Raw genomic sequence first — 18,047 nt, forward strand, 5'->3', positions numbered from 1 at the left:
AGAATGAAATGTTATCAATATTCCAAGGTAAAGAGCACCTCGCCCCAGCACCCCAATCCATTGATCTAATTAGAAGCTTAATCGGTGGAACACTGAGTATTTTAATCCTGATTTTCCTCAGTAAATTGACAAATAATTTATTCATCATGGCACCGTTTGGTGCAACTTGCGTACTGTTATATGCAGTATCTCAATCGCCATTAGCCCAACCTCGGAATGTTATTCTTGGGCACTTTATCTCGGCATTGATTGGTTTATTATTTCTTAAACTTTTTGGTAACTCTGCATTCAGTATTGCACTTTCTGTTGGTTGTGCGATTGCTGCCATGCAATTTTTACGTTGTATTCACCCACCTGCTGGAGCAAACCCTTTAGTCATTCTACTCACTGCGAATACAATTGAATACCATTGGAGCTTCTTGTTTTTTCCTGTACTTCTCGGTGCAATTGCTCTTGTACTTGTTGCTTGGCTAGTCAATAACCTCAAATCAGAAAAGAAATGGCCAATTTATGGCTTGGCATTGATTCATACTAAAAAGAACATCAAATAAATAAGACAGTGATGGAGCAGATCAAAGCGCTCTCCATCCCTTTAAACCTATACAAAACGTTCTATCAATCAATTCAATAAATTTCTCTTGTCAATTACTCTACTTTTCCATAATAATAGGTAGATCGGTATACCCAATATAGTTGTATCATGAGCACCAAATCCGCAAAACAAAAAATCCTAGATGCTGCATCCATCCTGTTCTACAACGATGGGATTACTAACACAGGCATTAATAGCATTACAGACAAAGCCAAAGTTGCAAAAATGTCTTTGTATAATAATTTCCCAACCAAATCTGACCTAATTACCTGTTATATCGAAGCTCGCCATCAAGAATGGTTAGACTTATATGAGAAAAGAAAAGTTCAGATCAAAACACCGATGGATGGCATTTTAGCTATTTTTGATGCTTATCAAGATCACGCAGAATTTGCCTATGAAAAAGGTTTTCGTGGTTGTGGTTTACTGAATGCAGCAGCCGAATTTCCTGCATATAGTCCTGAACGTTTAGCCGTTAAAAATCATAAAGATGAAATCGAAAATATTGTGGCTGGACATTTATCACAATTATTCAAAGAGCCGCAAAAAGTCCAACAACTTGCGCTACTTATTTCTTTCATATTAGAAGGCTCGATTGCCCGCGCAGGTTTAGAAAGTTCCAGTGAGAAAGTATTTGCGGCAAAACAAATGGTTCAAAATTTATTAGAACGAGAGATTTCAAATTGAGTAGTTCATCTTTTAGTTTCAGTACTCATTCTGGTTTTATTGCCGTTTTAATTGCCTCTATTTTATGGGGAACGACAGGTACGGCTGCCTCTTACGCGCCAAATCTAAGTCCTTTAGCGATTGGCGCAATCGCAATGGGTGGCGGTGGCTTATTACAAGCTTTATTAGCCCATAGAAATATCCGCAGTCATTTACCTCAAATTGGCTCTTATTATCCTTTACTTTTGACAGGAATGATCTCTGTAGCGATCTATCCTCTCGCCTTTTATTCATCAATGCGTATGGCAGGGATCACGATTGGGACTGTCGTTTCAATTGGTTCAGCACCTTTATTTACTGCATTGCTAGAAAAATTCTTTGATAAAAAAGCACTTTCAAGAAAATGGTTTATTAGTTTTGTTTTTGGTGTTGTAGGAGTATTACTGTTATCTCTGGGAGAATCCCATTCTCAAGGATCAGTACAAGGTATTGCTACTGACCAGAAAACCATTGGAATTATTCTTGGGCTGATCGCAGCACTCACCTATTCTTTATATTCTTGGGCTGCAAAAAAGATGATTGACCGTGGAGTCGACTCAAAAGCTTCGATGGGATTAATTTTTGGATTTGGTGCTTTACTTTTATTACCGACATTATTTTTTACAGCTGCGAACCTGTTTGATGAGTCTGTAAATTTGTATGTTGTCGCTTATATGATGCTGATCCCGATGTTTCTCGGCTATCTACTTTTTGGCTACGCTCTAAAAACCATTTCAGCTAGTACCGCGACCACACTGACGCTGTTTGAACCACTGGTTGCCGCACTATTTGCAGTATTATTAGTCGGTGAACAACTCGCACTCATTGGTTGGATTGGTATGGCATTGATTTTTGTGTGTTTGACTGTGTTGTCTAAAAATACTTCATCACTTTAAATAAAATCGTCCATCTATAAGAATGTCAAAATATGAACTGTTTTTCATCTTGATTTTGACGTATTTCGATCAGCACATTCTTGCATCCCCAAAAACCATCAATCTATGATTCAATCAGTCAAAATTAATCGGACATGAATGCAGAAAAATTAATTTCCTCTGCATTTCGTCCTTTGCACTATAACGTACTAATATCAATACTCTTTTGCTAATTTCTCTAATGCTGTTAGCATCTTTCTCACTACACTTCTTTTATGATGCAACATATTCTTGATATTACTTGGATTAAAACCTGTCAATTTTGCGATACCACGACTTGTCATGTATTCACCAGTTTTCGCAAAGTGCTTTTCACTTAATTCGGTTTTCGCATTTGAGAATCGAACTGCTAACTTATAATCATTAAACTCAGACCACGCACCAGTCTTATATTCATCCAAATCGAACTTATTCTGCTGAGTTGGTTTGTCTCGAAGAATATTACTCAAACGATTAACAACTATTTTTTCTTCACTTTTCTCAATCACTTGATATAGCTCAGTTTCTTCAAATGGTCGTCCCAAAGCAATATCTTTTCTATACTGTTCAATTATTTTTGCATCTTTTGATGTAACCTTCTCCTCACCCTGTTGAGTAAGGCTTAGAATCTTAAATAAAGACTCTAATCGACCACATGTAAAAACATAAGAAATTTTCAACTTACAACTCCGTTATGAACTGTTGCTCATAAAATATATTTTCAAAAAAAATTTTGATGGATAAATTCACTATAGAATTCATTTAAAGGCAAATCAAAATCAGTAAATAATTGCCTTCTTGTCGTTTGGGTGGGTTCACCAGTTTTAGGATTTAAACCCGTTTTTTCGATGTCTTTCCAATAAATACCAGTACCACGTTTTTGCCATGCTGGAAGTTCATTAAAATTGATCTGCTGTGAAAAAAGTAAATCATGTTTCTCTTGACGATTTAACCCTTTCACTTGTGCAGTTGCTTCACCTACTGCATGACCCGATTTTCTAAGCATCCAATAACAGTGTGCATTTAATGCATTTCGATGAGCATCTTCTTGTCTCCAACGAAAATATTCATCGACTAAATGCTGATTTGGCAAAATACAAACTCGAGCATCAAAAGTAGCAATTTGACCGTGCATCACAGAAAATTTTGCACTGGCTTCGCCTGCTAAGATTGAAAGAATTTTACGTTCTTTCCGATTAAAACTGTCATCATTTAAATGAAATAACAAAGAGATTTCATCACTTTGTGTATAACCATAAACAATATTAAAACCACATTGTAATAAATGTGCTGTGGTTTCCACCATTAAATCGCGAAAACATACATCAAATGGTACTTCAAATTGCCAAATTTCTTTGGTTAAGCGAGTAAAACCACGACCATCAAGCCGAACAACAATATAATTTTCAGGCAGGATACAAAAATCATAAGCCGTTTCATACTTTCTTAGTTTTGTATCTAAATCATCAAATCTCATTGTTGTTCTCTTTGATGTAGTAAATTCACATTAAAATCATTTTCTTGATAAAGTGAAACTTGATAAATTTCATCAAAACCCTCTTCAAGCTCAGGTATTTCCAACTTTTTAAAAGTTGAAATCACACCAACTCGAGGAATTTTGGCTTTTCCTTCTCGCTGTTCATTTCGTAGCAGCGCATCATCCAAACAACTATCAAAGTAGTATGCAATCACTTTAAAGTGCGCACCTTTTGCATCTTGAATATACATCTTTCGATCGAGTTGGCTTGGATTGGTATTATCAACAACACACTTCTGTTTTGCCGCTAAACAAGCCTGAAACAGTATTCTTTCACGATGGCGTGTTTTCAACATATCCAAATTTAAACGAATATGAGTATCGGAAAAATATCGCTTAAAAAAAGTTGATTTACCTGAAGCCTGACATCCAATAAAAATGATTAATTCCATTTTAGGTGGGTTCTAACTCTGTCATCGGCCATCTTGGTGTCGTCGTCACCGCTAAACCATCATGTTGCCCTGCTTTTAAACGCTGATAGCCTGCAAAAGCAATCATAGCACCATTGTCCGTACACAAAGCAGGTTCAGCATAATAGACCTGTGCTTTTATCTTTTTCAATGATGTTTCTAATTGCTCACGTAATCGTAGATTTGCACTCACACCACCCGCAATCACCAAACGTTTTAAACCTGTTTGTTTTAGAGCTTTCACTGATTTTTTAGCGAGCGTATCGACAACTGCTTCTTGGAAAGAGGCTGCCACATCTGCATCACGATTTTCTTCACCTAACTTTTTCAATTGCACTGAAACGGCTGTTTTTAGACCACTAAACGAAAAATCTAAACCTTGATGTAATATTGGGCGAGGGAATTCAAATGCTTGTGCATCACCTTGTAAAGCCAATTTTGCAATATTGGGGCCACCTGGATAAGGCAATTTCATCATTTTCGCGACTTTATCAAATGCTTCGCCTGCCGCATCATCAATCGACTCACCCAGTAATTCATACTGACCGATGCCATAGGCCGCCATTAATTGAGTATGCCCACCTGAAACCAATAAAGCCACAAACGGAAATTCCGGTGGCGTTTCTGAAAGCAATGGAGCAAGCATATGACCTTCCATATGATGTACACCAATTGCAGGCTTGTTAAATGCAAAGGCTAAACTACGACCGAATAACGCACCTGTCATAAGTGCACCCATGAGTCCAGGACCTCGGGTATAGGCAACGGCATCAATCTCTTGTTTTTTGACACCGCTTTGTTCAAGCAATTGATTAATCAACGGAATCATCTTACGAACATGATCACGTGAAGCCAACTCTGGTACGACCCCACCATATTCTGCATGCAGCTTGATTTGGCTATACAAAACCTGTCCTCGTAAGCCGAGCTCGCTATCATAGAGTGCTAACCCAGTTTCATCACACGAAGTTTCTAAGCCCAAAACAATCATTAAACTGCCTTTACAAAGATCAAAAATAATATCGAAGCTATTATAGACTTGTGATCTGAGTTGTAAATGAGTAAAATACTGACCTTCACTTGCGATCTAGTGCAATCGTGCGTTAGATCTTATCCATAATCTTAGAGGATTTTACATGCCACAAGTTAAGTTGAAAGAAGGCGAACCAGTAGACGTAGCTATCCGTCGTTTCAAGCGTTCATGCGAAAAAGCGGGTGTTTTAGCTGACGTTCGTAAGCGTGAATTCTATGAGAAACCAACTCAAGAACGTAAGCGTAAAAAAGCTGCTGCAGTTAAGCGTTATCAAAAGAAATTGACTCGCGAATCTGTACGTACTACTCGCCTTTACTAATTAATTTGTGATTGACTGCTGAAAAGACTATGAATACTTTAAAAAACCAGATTACTGACGTATTAAAAAACTCAATGCGTGCCAAAGATATGGCAACAGTAACGGTTATTCGTGGTGTACAGGCAGCAATTAAGCAAATCGAAGTCGATGAGCGCATAGAGCTTGACGATGCTCAGGTTCTTGCGGTCATTGAAAAGCAAATTAAACAACGTAAAGAATCGATCAAGGCCTTTTCGGGTGCTGGTCGAGATGATTTAGCTAGTAAGGAACAAGCCGAAGTTGAGGTTATTTCTCAATTTCTACCAGCCGCTATGACTGAGGAAGAACTTGATTCCATCATTGAGCAAACGATTGCTGCTCAAGAAGCTACTAGCATGAAAGATATGGGTAAGGTGATGAATTCTCTACGTCCGATCATAGCCGGGCGTGCCGATCCTGCACAAGTATCTGCTAAAATTAAAGCAAAATTAAGCTAATCTGCTTAACTCCCCATTTATATAATCTATTCAATTAAAAAACTGGATTCATTTTTAATAATGAACCCAAAATCTTCTTATTATTTAAAGTCACACTGAACATTATATTTGGCAAGCATTTGCATCTCTTTAGATTCAACCACTTGCTTGATTAAATCTTGTTTACCCATACTGGCATATTGCGTTGGTAATGATGAGCGATTTTTTTCAATCGCATCTGACATATCCTGAATATAACGCTGATTAATACCACAATACTGAGCTTGCTGCTCAGGTGTAAACTGTGAAATCTGTGGATTAAGGCTACGCAAAAAACCACGAATATCCTGTGCGTACACACTACGAATTTTCTCAACCGAATTGACATATTGCTCAACGGATGCTGCTGAGCTTATCCCCACACTGCTTATTGCAAAAATAAAAACTAAAATTTTCTTCATAAATATTCTAACTTCTCAGCAATCCCTTACGCAGGTCATCTTATCTTAATTCAATAAAATTTGGTTTATGCTCAATAAAAAATTCTTCTGTTGGCGCAGGAATATTTCCTTCCGTGACTGTACCCAAACGCAGACGAATAATATTAGGTAAATCTGTACGATATGAATAAAGTGGGCTAGCACAATTTTGACAAAATACGCGTGCTTTATTAGCCGTATGAAAATATTCTTTGAGTTGCTCTTGACCCGATAAAAATTCAAATTTTTGTTGGTCTATCGGGCTATTCCACCCTACAATACCCCCTTGAGCCTGCTGACAATGTTGGCAGTAGCATAAAATGCTATTTTCAATTTTTCCATGATATTGATACTGTACAGCACCACACAAACATTGCCCTTTGATCATTTTTATTTCCTTTCTGTTTGTTTGCATAAGCCTTAAATTTTCATACGCCGATCATCTTGCATCTGTTTCAAACGAGAATCAATCTTGGCTGACATAGCTAAATTTCCTTTGGCTAAACGCTGTGCATGCAACATCGATTTGATCGCATTTTCCTCATAGCCTGACCAATACTCCGCTTCAGCACGATAGCAAAGCACATTAACTGCTTGCAGTGGTGAACTTTTATCCAAATTGGTTGCTTGCTGCAACAATTGCCAACCTTGTATATCTCTTTGGTTCTTATGAATAAAACGTTGTACTAATGCTTGTGTTTGGGCAACTTGCCCTTGTCGAATCAAAACTTCTGCAAATTTATAAGATAAAGCCCTATTTTCAGGCATCGTTCTCTGAACTGAATTAATACTATTATAAGCCTGATCTAATTTATTTTGCCCTAAGTAAATATCCGTTTGAATAAGCGGAACTAAGACATGATATTTAAGTTTTGCTTTTACTAAATCTAGATTTGCCTGTGCCTGAGTATAATCACCACGCTCTAAATAGAACTTACTCAGTGCAAGTTGCGCCGCTGTATTTTTTTGATTCGCTAAAGCCTGTAATTGAATTTCTGTCGCTTGGTTTGAAATTACTTGTGTATACAATTTTAATATTTCGAAATCGAGATCATAAATTTTTGATTTTACTTTTGGGAGTTGGTTAGCACGTAATCGTGCTTCACTCATACGCTCTGTCGTTAATGGATGAGTGAGCCAAAAATCAGGTAGAAAACTGATTCGACTAGTTGCTCGATGCATAGTTTCAAAATAATCCGCCATACTTTGTGGATTGTATCCTGCGGAGTACATAAATTGCATGCCGATACGATCTGCTTCACGCTCTTGGTTACGGCTATAACTGAGTTGCTTATCCATCAAGGCAGCTTGTGTACCTAGCATGACTGCCGACCCCACATCCCCATCTGCTGTAGATGCAATTGCTGCACCAACAAGAATCCCAGCCAAAGCCAGTAAACCCTGCCCTTTAAATGCTTCTTGCGAACGGCTGTAATGTCGTTGGGCAACATGTGCAATTTCATGTGCCATGACCCCTGCAATTTCATCTAGATTTTTTGCAGAAGCAATTAATCCTGTATTCAATGCAAATAGACCACCAGGAACAGCAAAAGCATTGATTTGTGGATCTTTTACAATCACCAAACCAATTGGCTGACCTAACTGAGTTTGGCTGAGAATACCTGAAAAAACCTGTAAAAATTGATCTTCTAACCATGTATCTTGCACTGCTGGCATCTGTCGGTGAACTTCACGATAAACTTTTTCACCAATCAGTTTTTCTTTTTGTTGATCAAGCAAACCTATACCACTTCCAATTTCGGGGACCTCAATCTGCCCAGTAGTCGGTGTCGGCAAAAATACCTGTGTGTGACTCAATTGGGTTGTGGCAACTAAGCCACATGCAAGCAGCAGCGATCTCAAGTCGTTTCTCTATGATTCTAATAAAGAAATTTAATATAGCATTAGAAAATGGAGATATTTGCAACGAAGTGTTATAAAAGGCAGGAAAAATCCTGCCTTAGTTTATATTTTTGAAATCAACACAATTATTTTGAATCTGTATAACGTTGATCTACACTAAAATTTTCAGGGAATTTTGCATTAATTTCTGCATAAAAAGACATAATTTCAGCCATATCTTTTTCATAATCACCTGTAGGATAAACAATTTTTCCTACACCTGTTTTTTTCTTAGCATAGTCCATATACGCTAATGCAATCGGTACGCCTGCTGTAGTCGCAACATGATAAAAGCCTGTTTTCCATTGCTCTTGTTTCGCACGTGTTCCCTCAGGAGTCACCAACATCACCAATTTAGGATGTGTTTTAAATAAGTCACTCATCAGCTGAACCATACTCGGACGCTCTTGCCCTTCTTGCTTCACACTACGGTCAATCCCAATACCACCCATTGCACGAACAAAAGGCCCCAATGGGAACTTCATATAACTGTCTTTAATGGTAAGACGAACATTTACACCCAGAGCTTTCAATGCCAAACGAGCATATAAAGCATCCCAGTTGCTGGTATGTGGGGCTGCAATCATGACGCATTGATCAACATTCAAATCCCAATGATTATCCAGTTCCCAACCCATTAAATTTAAACTTTTCTCAGCCAATTTCTCAAACACAAACTACCCCAAATGCAAAATTACAAAAGGCGCAAGTGTAGCAATATTAATCAACTTAAAAAGATCATATAGATTAAAAATCCAACAATCGAGTTGTAAGCAATTATTCGAATTTTGGATTTACTAAATATCGAGGTATGCGACCTTCCAATCCGTCGATCAGATTTTGATAAGCAAGCTTGACCATTTTCTGACGCGTTTCTGCGGTTGCTGAACCGATATGCGGTGCAGTGACTACATTTGGCAGTTCAAATAATGGGGAACTTTGTAGCGGTTCTTTTGCATATACATCCAATCCAGCAGCAAAGATTTTATTTTGTTTTAAAGCATCAATTAATGCATTTTCATCGACTACAGAACCACGTGCAATATTGATGAATACAGCATGTTTCTGCATCAAGTCAAACTGCTCTGCACCAATCAATGCTTTTGATTCACTATTTAGATCTACTGCAACCACGATGAAATCTGATTGCTGAAGAAGCTGATCTAAATCACGATACTGCGCATTGAATGCTTGAGCGACTTCAATTTTTTCGCGACGGTTGTGATAAAGAATGTCCATATTAAAACCGTGAAATCCACGACGTGCAATTGCTGCACCAATATGACCTAGACCAATAATTCCCAGCGTTTTACCAAAAACATCAACACCAAACTGTTCTACTGCAACCGTACGTTTCCATTGCCCTTGTTTAGTCCAAGCATCTAATTGTGGAATTTTACGTGCTGCGCTAAGTAATAAACTGAATGCTAAGTCGGCGGTGGTTTCAGTCAGAACATGCGGCGTATTGGCAAGCCAAATTCTTTGTTGATTGAGATAATCAACATCATAATTATCATAGCCGACCGAAACGGTGGAAATCATTTTAAGTTTCTGTGCGGGTGCTAAATTGCTTTGATTAAGTAAGCGCCCTGCACCGATCATGGCATCGGCATCAACGACCTCAGTTCGAATCTGCTCGTTGATATCACCTAGTTTTGGATTAAGTACCACCACTTGATACTCTTGCTGTAATTGCGTTAAAACATCCTGATCGATTTGGCTAAATACAACGACTTTCTTCATTATTGAATTTCCGATTTACTGCATGAACTGCCACAACCGTCTTTTTAATAAAGGTTGAGCCAGCATTTCTTCTAAACTCGCTAAATGTAATATATTAGAATGCTGAATAAATTCCAGTTGACCTAAGCATAATATTTTTTTGTTGGCTGCAGTCGCATCTAAAAAACCTTGAATATATGACGAAAGTCCACGGCTTTCCTGAAAAGCAGCCAATGGAAATGGCCATTTTAATTCAGCATACTGACCAAGCTTTGCTTTCTGAATATTTTGCCATAGTTGTCGTTGTGGATCACTGAGTTGACTGCCTTCAATTAAAATAGCACAGCTTTCTACCACATACATTTGTAATTCAAACGTTTGTATTTGAGTTGTTATGACGATGTGTTCTTTTTCAGCGATGGCTTCTTTCACAGCAGGCTGTGCAATTACCTCAATTTCTTTAGGTACCTCAAGCTCTGTGATCAATACTGGGATTTTTGTCGGGATCTGTTGAGTAATTGGCGGTATATCAAATGTGAGTGTAGACGATTGCTGCGTATCTTCAACAACTTGATCTCGCCATAGGCTGGGTGCAGTATTTTTTTGACATACAACATCTCTCGGAATCCAAAGATCAATTCCCAAAGTCGCCAATATGTTTCTCTGCTGCCCAATCATCTTACCTACTCATTCTCTAGCTACAGTTATTTGCAATACTGTAATGCTCAATAGTCTAGCATAAACTGTCACACCCTAAATGATTTCCTTTTGTGCAATCACATAGGTACAAATTTGATTTATATTCAACTTTTTTATAAATTAAAAAACAACCCTCTTCTTGATTAATATTTACTCATTAATTTTAGCATTTATGCATAATCTACGAATGAAATACATTCATTCAAAGAAACTTGCTAATCACACTTTTAAACAATTGTCTCGTTCCACTGCTGTTGATGCTGCCTCACTATCCCCCTTATAAGGTACTTCTCAGGTGAAAAGAGGCATTCCTTCCTTATTCAGCACGCCATTATGTGAAAGTGAAGGATAATTATTTAGATCAAATTGATCTGTAGTTTTTTTAAAACTAAAAATTTCATATATTGGAATAAAGGCGCATATTCTTTATTCTTCTTTTTGTATTAAGGTTTTTTATGAGAAAAATAATCATAGGATTATTCACAGTTTTGTTAATGACATCTACTCATGCTACAGAATTAGAAAAATGTGCAGGTATAGAGTATGCAGCTGATACATTAATGACATTCCATCAGATGGGATCTGATGTCGAAAAAGCAAAAGGAATTTATGCTCAATTATTTAAAGAAGAAGGTGAAATATTTAACAGAATAGTTGATGAAGTGAAGAACTCTCCTATTTATACAGATGAAAAAGAAGCTGAAAAGGCTATAGAAAATTTTAAAAATAAATGGAAAGAATACTGTTTAGAAAATAACATTCATTAACTGTACTAAATTCCATTCCATCAAGAAGTATAAATTTTAGAGAACTTTAATGAATACTGATCATACACACGATTGTCCCACTCCAGATGAATTAATGGATACAACTAAGATCAATATTGAAAAATATGGGTTGCAAGTAATAGGAATTAGTTCGACAGACTATTTACCCTCTTTTAGTTATAGTATTGGTTTATATGAAAGCTATCAGCATCCTGAAATTATATGCTTTGGGCTACCAACGGACTTAGCACATACCATCATCAATGATGTAGCTAATCTAATTAAAAATGGTGACAGGATTGTGCCCTATCAAGAGTATTACGACAAAATCTTTAAAGAAAGCCGTGCACAGTTTTTACCTGTAAATCCTAAAAATATTAAAGATTACTTTTATGTTGCTTTAAATTACTATCAACACGATAACTTCTCGGCGTTACAATTAGTTTGGACGGACCGTAATGATCAATTTCCTTGGGAAGATAATTTTCAGGAACAATTTATTCATGACCAACCTCTACTAGACCGTAATATTGATTTTAAATTTAGAGAAGCTAAAAATTTAGGTATTTTTACTACGCGACAATGGCTAGACCATAATCGACCGATATTAAGAGTCGTTCATGATACTGATGGGGATTGGCAGTTTTTAACAGGAGACCAAGAACCCGATGATATCCGCCTAGTTGCCTTAGAACAAATGGTATTAAGAGACCCAAGTCTAAATGAGGTTTTTGATCTTGATTATGGTCAAGCTGCTGAAAGAGACTCGATTGACGATGCATGGACAAGGCTAAATCTCGATGACTATGAAGATATATAAGAAGAACTCTATGCCTAGCAATCTTATCATAGCCAAAAACGCCCAAATTTTGTAGAATACGGTTTTTAAAATCATGGTGCTTTCTATGACCGCTTGGACACCTCATGTCACAGTCGCCACTGTAGTCGAAAAAGACGGACGTTTTCTGTTTGTTGAAGAACACAGCGAAGGCTTTGTACATACCGTGTTTAATCAACCTGCGGGTCATGTCGAATGCGGTGAAACCATTATCGAAGCAGCAATTCGAGAGACTTTAGAAGAAACAGGTCATCACGTTGAAGTGGATCATCTGCTCGGTATCTATACTTATACCCCGCCCATGTTTCCTGATCGTACCTATTACCGTTTTTGCTTTTTAGCACATGTCACGGCAGTTGAAGATAATGCGCAACTCGATATAGGCATTGTTGGTGCAGTATGGATGAATTTAGAAGAACTGCAAGAATCTGCACGTGCGCGTAGCCCATTGGTTTTAAAAGCTGTTGAAGATGCTCTTGCTGGCAAAAAACATCCCTTATCGCTCATTTATGAGCACCCTTTCTCTCCCTCATTAACTTCTCATTTGGATGCTTAATTAGATGCAACAACGTGTCATCGTCGGTATGTCTGGTGGTGTAGATTCCTCTGTTTCTGCCGCACTATTACTTCAACAAGGATATCAAGTTGAAGGTCTTTTCATGAAAAATTGGGAAGAAGATGATGGTACGGACTACTGCACTGCACTTGAAGACTTAGCCGATGCGCAAGCCGTTGCAGATAAAATTGGCATCAAGCTACATACTGCTAATTTTGCAATGGAATATTGGGATCGAGTATTCGAGCACTTTTTGGCAGAATATGCGGCAGGTCGTACCCCAAATCCAGATATTCTGTGTAATAAAGAAATTAAATTCCGTGCATTTTTAGATCATGCCATGACCTTGGGTGCAGACTTTATCGCAACGGGTCACTATGCGCGTCGTGGTGCAAGTCTACAAAACTCACGTGGTGAAACCTACGCACCTTTATTACGTGGTGTCGATAATAATAAAGACCAAACTTATTTCTTACATGCGGTGCATGGTCGTGAAATTAACAAGACCTTATTCCCCGTGGGTGAAATTGAAAAACCTGAAGTGCGTCGAATTGCAGAAGAACTTGATTTAGCGACAGCGAAGAAAAAAGACTCGACTGGCATCTGCTTTATTGGTGAACGTCGTTTTACCGATTTCTTAAAACAATATTTACCTGCACAAGCTGGAAAAATTGTTTTAGAGTCAGGTAAAGAAGTTGGTGAACATCATGGCTTGATGTACTATACGCTCGGCCAACGCGGCGGTATTGGTATCGGTGGTATGAAAGGTGTACAAGAAGGTGCATGGTTCGTATTACATAAAGATATTGCCAATAATCGCTTGGTGATCGGTCAAGGACATGAGCACCCACTCATGCAAGGCACACAGCTTTGGAGTGAGTCGATTGATTGGGTCGCAGGTGAACAGGACATCCCAAGTACAGGATTCCGATGCACGGCAAAAACCCGTTATCGTCAGCCTGATCAAGCGTGTACAATTTATCGTGATGAACAAACTGAAAATGGTATTCGCGTTGAGTTTGACGAGGCACAACGTGCTGTGACTCCTGGGCAAAGTGTAGTGTTCTACTCAGGAGAGGTTTGCTTAGGTGGTGGTGTGATTCACCATACTAATGCACCTGAACCAGATTTTATTTAAGGAAATTGGAAGCAAAGCATGGTGGAGTTACCCTTTCAGCACGCCCAAGCGTTGAATGTTCGACAAAATCGTGCTTTGGCATTGGCTGCGGTCTTTCAAGCAACGCAACTGACGCATATGACCGCGATGGCGGGACAGCAAAGTATTGGGGATAGTGGTAATTTTTATTTTGAATTATTGATTAAAGCCAGTCTTAATATTCGACCCGCTACCAATAATGCCACTCAAACTTTAGATTTTTTTAATCAACTTGCTGATATTTCACTCGGTTTAAAAACATTAGAAGGCTGTATTACTCAGCCTTTTAACACTGCACCCAAATCTCGTGTTCCTAAACTTTCAGCAGCTAAACTGCCAATGTCTTATGCAATGGCTTTATTGCAATTAGAAAAGAAAGTGTATAGCAATCCTGAATACGTCAAAATTATCGAAGCAGCTCAGCAAAAAATATTAAAACAGCTTTCATTTTTCGATAATAACTATTTGCATCCAAGTATTATCGCCAACCTTGCACAAACTTATGTGGAAACAGCGGGGCAAATCAATCCACGCATCCTCGTTCGCGGTAATGCTGAAGCGTTTAAAGATATTAATCATACTAACCGTATTCGTGCCTGCTTATTTACGGGTTTACAGCTTGCCCATTTATGGCGGCAGCTCGGTGGTAGCTCTTGGAGTATGATTTTTACTAAACGCAGGTTATTACAAGATATTCAAGCTCTCGCTCGTTTACAGTATCAGGTGGTATAAACCGATGCTAAGACGAATTTATTTTTATGTCTATTCCAAAATTAAGGAATCTGTATGAATGCTTTAACCGCACTCTCACCACTTGATGGACGTTATGCAAGCAAATGTGATGCACTACGCCCTTTTTTGTCTGAGTTTGGTTTAATCCACGCTCGTGTTACGGTTGAAGTGCGTTGGTTACAAGCACTTGCAAATCGTGCAGAAATTATTGAAGTTCCTGCTTTTTCTGCTGAAACAAATACAGCTTTAGATGCAATCGTAACAAACTTCTCTGAAGAAGATGCGAATCGCATTAAAGAAATCGAACGCACGACCAACCACGATGTAAAAGCAGTTGAATATTTCCTTAAAGAAAAAATTGCCAACATTGATGAGCTACAAAATGCGGGCGAATTTATTCACTTTGCATGTACCTCTGAAGATATCAACAACTTGTCTCATGCATTAATGCTTAAAAATGGTCGTGAAGTTTTAGTTTCAAGCATGAAACAAATCCTTAATGCGATTTCTGCTTTGGCTATCACACACGCTGAACAACCAATGTTGTCTCGTACACATGGTCAAACTGCAAGCCCTACTACGTTGGGTAAAGAGATGGCAAACGTTGCTTATCGTTTAGCACGTCAAATCAAGCAATTTGAAAATGTAGAATTACTTGGCAAAATCAATGGTGCTGTCGGTAACTACAATGCTCACCTATCTGCTTACCCAGAAATTGATTGGGCTGCACATGCACAAGCATTTGTTGAATCTTTAGGTTTAGCATTCAACCCATACACCACTCAAATCGAGCCACATGACTATATGGCTGAATTGTTTGATGCTTTACGTCGTTACAATACGATCTTGATCGACTTTAACCGTGACGTTTGGGGCTATATCTCACTTGGTTATTTCAAACAACGTTTAAAAGATGGCGAAGTTGGTTCTTCAACCATGCCGCATAAAGTCAACCCAATTGACTTCGAAAACTCTGAAGGTAACTTGGGTATTGCCAATGCCGTGTTAGGTCATTTAGGTGAAAAACTTCCAGTCTCTCGCTGGCAACGTGACTTAACTGACTCAACTGTTCTTCGTAACATGGGTGTTGGTTTTGCACAAAGCTTGATTGCTTTTGATGCATGCTTAAAAGGTATTGGTAAACTTGAACTGAATGCGAACCGTTTAAATGAAGATTTAGACCAAGCACAAGAAGTACTTGCAGAGCCAATCCAAACCGTTATGCGTCGTTATAACGTTGAAAAACCTTACGAAAAATTAAAAGCATTGACTCGTGGTCAAGCAATGACTCGTGAGATGATGGTGAACTTTGTCAAAGGTGATGAACTTGCACAAGTTCCAGCAGATGAACGCACTCGCTTAGCTGAACTTAGCCCTGCAACTTACACAGGTAATGCGGCTGAACAAGCGAAACAAATTAATGATCTAATTGGCAAAATCTAAGTTTTGTTGATTAAAAAAGCAAAGCCGAGGCTTTGCTTTTTTATTTCTTAATTTTGCTCGTTAAAATCATCAGAATCCCAACGATTTTAACTGATCACAACTCGGTTCTTATTTAAAAACGTTTACTTAAATTAAGCCAAGCTTCGACGTCATTACGCTTATCGACGCTATCAGGTTGTGAGCCTATCGGGAACCCAACAGTTAATGCTGCTTGCCATTGCATTACATTTGACCAGTTCAACCCAAAACCTGCACTACTAATCTGTTCTATATTTTTGCCTGTTAAACCACTCCACTCTCGTGCTTGGTGTTTAACCGTTGCTGTATCGACATAGATCTTCGCTGCAAGTTGATTTTGTGCAGAAGCATATAAACTCTGTCTCAGTTCAGACAAAACGTAATATCCAGTTGAACCACTTAACGCACTATTCTTATATCCTGCGATATTCGATGCGCCACCAACGCTAAATTGCTGAGCGCTATCTAAATTATCAGGGCTATATTGTGCTTGTAGAGCTGCATAGATTTGGGTTTTTGAACCATTTAAATTTTGCAAGCGAGAGACATTCATAAAGGCACTAACGAATTCACCTTGTGTTTTTGCCGTTGCTTGATCGCCAAGTTCTGCCATCGCATTTTTAAAATTAACTCGTCCAATATCTGTTGCAACGCCAAGTTGAGTTAAACCGCCACCTGCAAAATCATCATATTGCGAAGCATCTAAACGAATACGCCCAACATCAATATTCCGATCCCGATAAATTTCTGCAACGTTAATATCATCTTTCAGGCGTTTATGATCATATTGCACACCCAAAATCACTTCACTACGATTATTCAATAATATTGGTTGATTCAACCATACACTGATTTGCTGTGCTGTGCCCGTCGCATCTAAAGCTTTATATTCTTTACCTAATTCATAGGCTAAATCTGAATAACTCGCACCTAGACGTGTACCGATACCATTCATTGTTGCTTCATAGCCCAGTCGACCAAAGTTTAGATTGCCCGATGTCATGCCATCCACAGTCAAGCGATCACCCAAACCCAAAGTATTATTGAGTGCAACGCCAGCATTTAAACGCGCTTCGCGGGTATATTCATTGCCATAATTATCTAAACCGACATAGCCTGTCAGTGATGATGTTGGCTGAATATCAATTGTTAAATCACTGGTTCCAGCATAACGCCCTGCACTAATGATATTACGTGTTTGAATCCCATCTAAACGATTCAACAATTTAAGCTGCTGCTGCAAGGTCGCCGAATCAATAATATTGCCTGGCTGTAACGGCTGCAAAATAGCTTGTATTAATTGTGGCGATGTTTTGGTTTGATTATTAATAATGATACGGTCATATTTTGCCTCCAAAATCGCAATCTTAACCACACCATTTTTCAAACTTTGTACAGGTAAATACGCCCGACTATAGGGATAACCCTGTTGTTGATAATAAGCAGTAATCCGTTTCGTCAATTGCTGTAAATCAGCAAGTGTCAACATATTAGTTTCAGCATCGGCAACCAAAGCATGTAAATCTGCTGTGCTAATGCTTTGATTTCCTGTAATTACAATCTGTTCAACTTTAACTTGCTGTTGAGCATCTGCTTGCGCGATTTGCATTTGTGCAGGCTGCTCAATATTCACCTCAGCTTGAGGTTGGTATTGCTGTATGGTTTGCTGTTGAAGAAGTAGTCCAGCATTTGGCACATTATCTGCAAAAACTGAAAAACTACTCAGTGAAAGCATACTCATCAATAATGTTGTCTTCGGATATAACATAA

The 18,047-nt window shown here is 38.4% G+C and carries 22 protein-coding genes; 11 read left to right on the plus strand and 11 right to left on the minus strand.

Translation table 11 applies throughout. The features are described from left to right. The first annotated feature begins 8 nt into the window (after positions 1–8). From C502_RS0109020 to C502_RS0109030, 3 genes are all read left to right on the plus strand, one after another. Positions 9–551 (plus strand): HPP family protein, encoded by a 543-nt coding sequence (locus C502_RS0109020; RefSeq protein WP_018678507.1) that lies wholly within the window; start codon positions 9–11, stop codon positions 549–551. Between the two features lie 149 nt (positions 552–700). Then, positions 701–1,279, plus strand: a complete 579-nt coding sequence (locus tag C502_RS0109025) for a TetR/AcrR family transcriptional regulator (RefSeq protein WP_018678508.1) — start codon at positions 701–703, stop codon at positions 1,277–1,279. Further along, complete coding sequence (locus C502_RS0109030) at positions 1,276–2,193, plus strand: DMT family transporter (protein WP_018678509.1); 918 nt, start codon at positions 1,276–1,278, stop codon at positions 2,191–2,193. Before C502_RS0109025 ends, C502_RS0109030 begins: the two co-directional genes overlap by 4 nt. Positions 2,194–2,387: 194 nt before the next feature. Here C502_RS0109030 and C502_RS0109035 read toward each other — a convergent pair whose 3' ends face one another. The 4 genes from C502_RS0109035 to tsaD are packed head-to-tail and all read right to left on the minus strand — an operon-like array spanning position 2,388 to position 5,149. After that, complete coding sequence (locus tag C502_RS0109035; protein ID WP_018678510.1) at positions 2,388–2,891, minus strand: hypothetical protein; 504 nt, start codon at positions 2,889–2,891, stop codon at positions 2,388–2,390. 41 nt (positions 2,892–2,932) lie between these two features. Continuing rightward, on the minus strand, positions 2,933–3,688 hold the full coding sequence (locus C502_RS0109040; protein ID WP_018678511.1) for a tRNA(His) guanylyltransferase Thg1 family protein: 756 nt from the start codon (positions 3,686–3,688) through the stop codon (positions 2,933–2,935). Further along, positions 3,685–4,140, minus strand: coding sequence for an AAA family ATPase (locus C502_RS0109045; protein WP_018678512.1), 456 nt, complete (start codon positions 4,138–4,140; stop codon positions 3,685–3,687). The genes C502_RS0109040 and C502_RS0109045 overlap by 4 nt, the downstream gene beginning before the upstream one ends. Before the next feature lies 1 nt (position 4,141). Then, positions 4,142–5,149 (minus strand): tRNA (adenosine(37)-N6)-threonylcarbamoyltransferase complex transferase subunit TsaD, encoded by a 1,008-nt coding sequence (tsaD, locus tag C502_RS0109050; protein ID WP_018678513.1) that lies wholly within the window; start codon positions 5,147–5,149, stop codon positions 4,142–4,144. A 145-nt stretch (positions 5,150–5,294) separates the two neighbouring features. Between tsaD and rpsU the strand changes: the two genes are divergently transcribed. Together rpsU and C502_RS0109060 are read left to right on the plus strand one after the other, a co-directional pair. Then, complete coding sequence (rpsU, locus tag C502_RS0109055; RefSeq protein ID WP_004652785.1) at positions 5,295–5,510, plus strand: 30S ribosomal protein S21; 216 nt, start codon at positions 5,295–5,297, stop codon at positions 5,508–5,510. Between the two features lie 29 nt (positions 5,511–5,539). Further along, the gene (locus C502_RS0109060) at positions 5,540–5,986 is read left to right on the plus strand and encodes a GatB/YqeY domain-containing protein (protein ID WP_004808327.1); all 447 of its coding nucleotides are present in this window, start codon (positions 5,540–5,542) and stop codon (positions 5,984–5,986) included. An 80-nt stretch (positions 5,987–6,066) separates the two neighbouring features. On the opposite strand, the gene C502_RS0109065 is transcribed toward C502_RS0109060, so the two are convergent. The 6 genes from C502_RS0109065 to C502_RS0109090 all read right to left on the minus strand — a co-directional run bounded on the left by C502_RS0109065 (position 6,067) and on the right by C502_RS0109090 (position 10,746). Then, positions 6,067–6,426 carry a hypothetical protein gene (locus C502_RS0109065; protein ID WP_018678514.1) on the minus strand — a complete coding sequence of 120 codons (360 nt, stop codon included), beginning with the start codon at positions 6,424–6,426 and terminating at the stop codon, positions 6,067–6,069. Positions 6,427–6,466: 40 nt separating this feature from the next. Continuing rightward, entirely contained in the window at positions 6,467–6,832 is a 366-nt protein-coding gene (locus C502_RS0109070; RefSeq protein ID WP_018678515.1) for a GFA family protein, read from the minus strand. 32 nt (positions 6,833–6,864) lie between these two features. Beyond that, the gene (locus tag C502_RS0109075; RefSeq protein WP_018678516.1) at positions 6,865–8,307 is read right to left on the minus strand and encodes a M48 family metalloprotease; all 1,443 of its coding nucleotides are present in this window, start codon (positions 8,305–8,307) and stop codon (positions 6,865–6,867) included. A 125-nt stretch (positions 8,308–8,432) separates the two neighbouring features. Next, a complete protein-coding gene (locus C502_RS0109080) occupies positions 8,433–9,020 on the minus strand; it encodes a 1-acyl-sn-glycerol-3-phosphate acyltransferase (protein ID WP_018678517.1) in 588 nt (195 codons plus the stop codon). Positions 9,021–9,123: 103 nt separating this feature from the next. Next, the gene (locus C502_RS0109085; protein WP_018678518.1) at positions 9,124–10,089 is read right to left on the minus strand and encodes a 2-hydroxyacid dehydrogenase; all 966 of its coding nucleotides are present in this window, start codon (positions 10,087–10,089) and stop codon (positions 9,124–9,126) included. Positions 10,090–10,104: 15 nt separating this feature from the next. Beyond that, positions 10,105–10,746: a hypothetical protein gene (locus C502_RS0109090; protein ID WP_018678519.1), complete on the minus strand. Its 642-nt coding sequence runs from the start codon at positions 10,744–10,746 to the stop codon at positions 10,105–10,107. A 476-nt stretch (positions 10,747–11,222) separates the two neighbouring features. On the opposite strand from C502_RS0109090, the gene C502_RS0109095 reads away from it, so the two are divergent. The 6 genes from C502_RS0109095 (at position 11,223) to purB (ending at position 16,259) form a co-directional block, all read left to right on the plus strand. Next, a complete protein-coding gene (locus C502_RS0109095; protein WP_228129328.1) occupies positions 11,223–11,534 on the plus strand; it encodes a 3-hydroxybutyryl-CoA dehydrogenase in 312 nt (103 codons plus the stop codon). 49 nt (positions 11,535–11,583) lie between these two features. Next, the gene (locus tag C502_RS0109100; RefSeq protein WP_018678521.1) at positions 11,584–12,354 is read left to right on the plus strand and encodes a DUF4262 domain-containing protein; all 771 of its coding nucleotides are present in this window, start codon (positions 11,584–11,586) and stop codon (positions 12,352–12,354) included. 85 nt (positions 12,355–12,439) lie between these two features. Further along, the gene (locus tag C502_RS0109105) at positions 12,440–12,928 is read left to right on the plus strand and encodes an NUDIX hydrolase (protein WP_018678522.1); all 489 of its coding nucleotides are present in this window, start codon (positions 12,440–12,442) and stop codon (positions 12,926–12,928) included. A gap of 4 nt (positions 12,929–12,932) precedes the next feature. After that, on the plus strand, positions 12,933–14,066 hold the full coding sequence (gene mnmA, locus C502_RS0109110) for a tRNA 2-thiouridine(34) synthase MnmA (RefSeq protein ID WP_018678523.1): 1,134 nt from the start codon (positions 12,933–12,935) through the stop codon (positions 14,064–14,066). 18 nt (positions 14,067–14,084) lie between these two features. Beyond that, a complete protein-coding gene (gene hflD / locus C502_RS0109115) occupies positions 14,085–14,816 on the plus strand; it encodes a high frequency lysogenization protein HflD (protein ID WP_018678524.1) in 732 nt (243 codons plus the stop codon). A 54-nt stretch (positions 14,817–14,870) separates the two neighbouring features. Further along, entirely contained in the window at positions 14,871–16,259 is a 1,389-nt protein-coding gene (purB, locus tag C502_RS0109120; protein WP_018678525.1) for an adenylosuccinate lyase, read from the plus strand. Between the two features lie 112 nt (positions 16,260–16,371). Here purB and C502_RS0109125 read toward each other — a convergent pair whose 3' ends face one another. Then, positions 16,372–18,045, minus strand: coding sequence for a ShlB/FhaC/HecB family hemolysin secretion/activation protein (locus C502_RS0109125; protein WP_018678526.1), 1,674 nt, complete (start codon positions 18,043–18,045; stop codon positions 16,372–16,374). Positions 18,046–18,047 lie beyond the last annotated feature (2 nt).

Origin of the sequence: Acinetobacter tjernbergiae DSM 14971 = CIP 107465 (assembly GCF_000374425.1) — a bacterium.
Taxonomy (GTDB): domain Bacteria; phylum Pseudomonadota; class Gammaproteobacteria; order Pseudomonadales; family Moraxellaceae; genus Acinetobacter; species Acinetobacter tjernbergiae.

Coding starts and splice junctions, on each gene's coding strand:
- C502_RS0109020 (WP_018678507.1), top strand. CDS start 9: ATGTTATCAATATTCCAAGGTAAAGAGCACCTCGCCCCAGCACCCCAA.
- C502_RS0109025 (WP_018678508.1), top strand. CDS start 701: ATGAGCACCAAATCCGCAAAACAAAAAATCCTAGATGCTGCATCCATC.
- C502_RS0109040 (WP_018678511.1), bottom strand. CDS start 3,688: ATGAGATTTGATGATTTAGATACAAAACTAAGAAAGTATGAAACGGCT.
- C502_RS0109045 (WP_018678512.1), bottom strand. CDS start 4,140: ATGGAATTAATCATTTTTATTGGATGTCAGGCTTCAGGTAAATCAACT.
- tsaD (WP_018678513.1), bottom strand. CDS start 5,149: ATGATTGTTTTGGGCTTAGAAACTTCGTGTGATGAAACTGGGTTAGCA.
- rpsU (WP_004652785.1), top strand. CDS start 5,295: ATGCCACAAGTTAAGTTGAAAGAAGGCGAACCAGTAGACGTAGCTATC.
- C502_RS0109060 (WP_004808327.1), top strand. CDS start 5,540: ATGAATACTTTAAAAAACCAGATTACTGACGTATTAAAAAACTCAATG.
- C502_RS0109065 (WP_018678514.1), bottom strand. CDS start 6,426: ATGAAGAAAATTTTAGTTTTTATTTTTGCAATAAGCAGTGTGGGGATA.
- C502_RS0109070 (WP_018678515.1), bottom strand. CDS start 6,832: ATGATCAAAGGGCAATGTTTGTGTGGTGCTGTACAGTATCAATATCAT.
- C502_RS0109085 (WP_018678518.1), bottom strand. CDS start 10,089: ATGAAGAAAGTCGTTGTATTTAGCCAAATCGATCAGGATGTTTTAACG.
- C502_RS0109090 (WP_018678519.1), bottom strand. CDS start 10,746: ATGATTGGGCAGCAGAGAAACATATTGGCGACTTTGGGAATTGATCTT.
- C502_RS0109095 (WP_228129328.1), top strand. CDS start 11,223: ATGAGAAAAATAATCATAGGATTATTCACAGTTTTGTTAATGACATCT.
- C502_RS0109100 (WP_018678521.1), top strand. CDS start 11,584: ATGAATACTGATCATACACACGATTGTCCCACTCCAGATGAATTAATG.
- C502_RS0109105 (WP_018678522.1), top strand. CDS start 12,440: ATGACCGCTTGGACACCTCATGTCACAGTCGCCACTGTAGTCGAAAAA.
- mnmA (WP_018678523.1), top strand. CDS start 12,933: ATGCAACAACGTGTCATCGTCGGTATGTCTGGTGGTGTAGATTCCTCT.
- hflD (WP_018678524.1), top strand. CDS start 14,085: ATGGTGGAGTTACCCTTTCAGCACGCCCAAGCGTTGAATGTTCGACAA.
- purB (WP_018678525.1), top strand. CDS start 14,871: ATGAATGCTTTAACCGCACTCTCACCACTTGATGGACGTTATGCAAGC.
- C502_RS0109125 (WP_018678526.1), bottom strand. CDS start 18,045: ATGTTATATCCGAAGACAACATTATTGATGAGTATGCTTTCACTGAGT.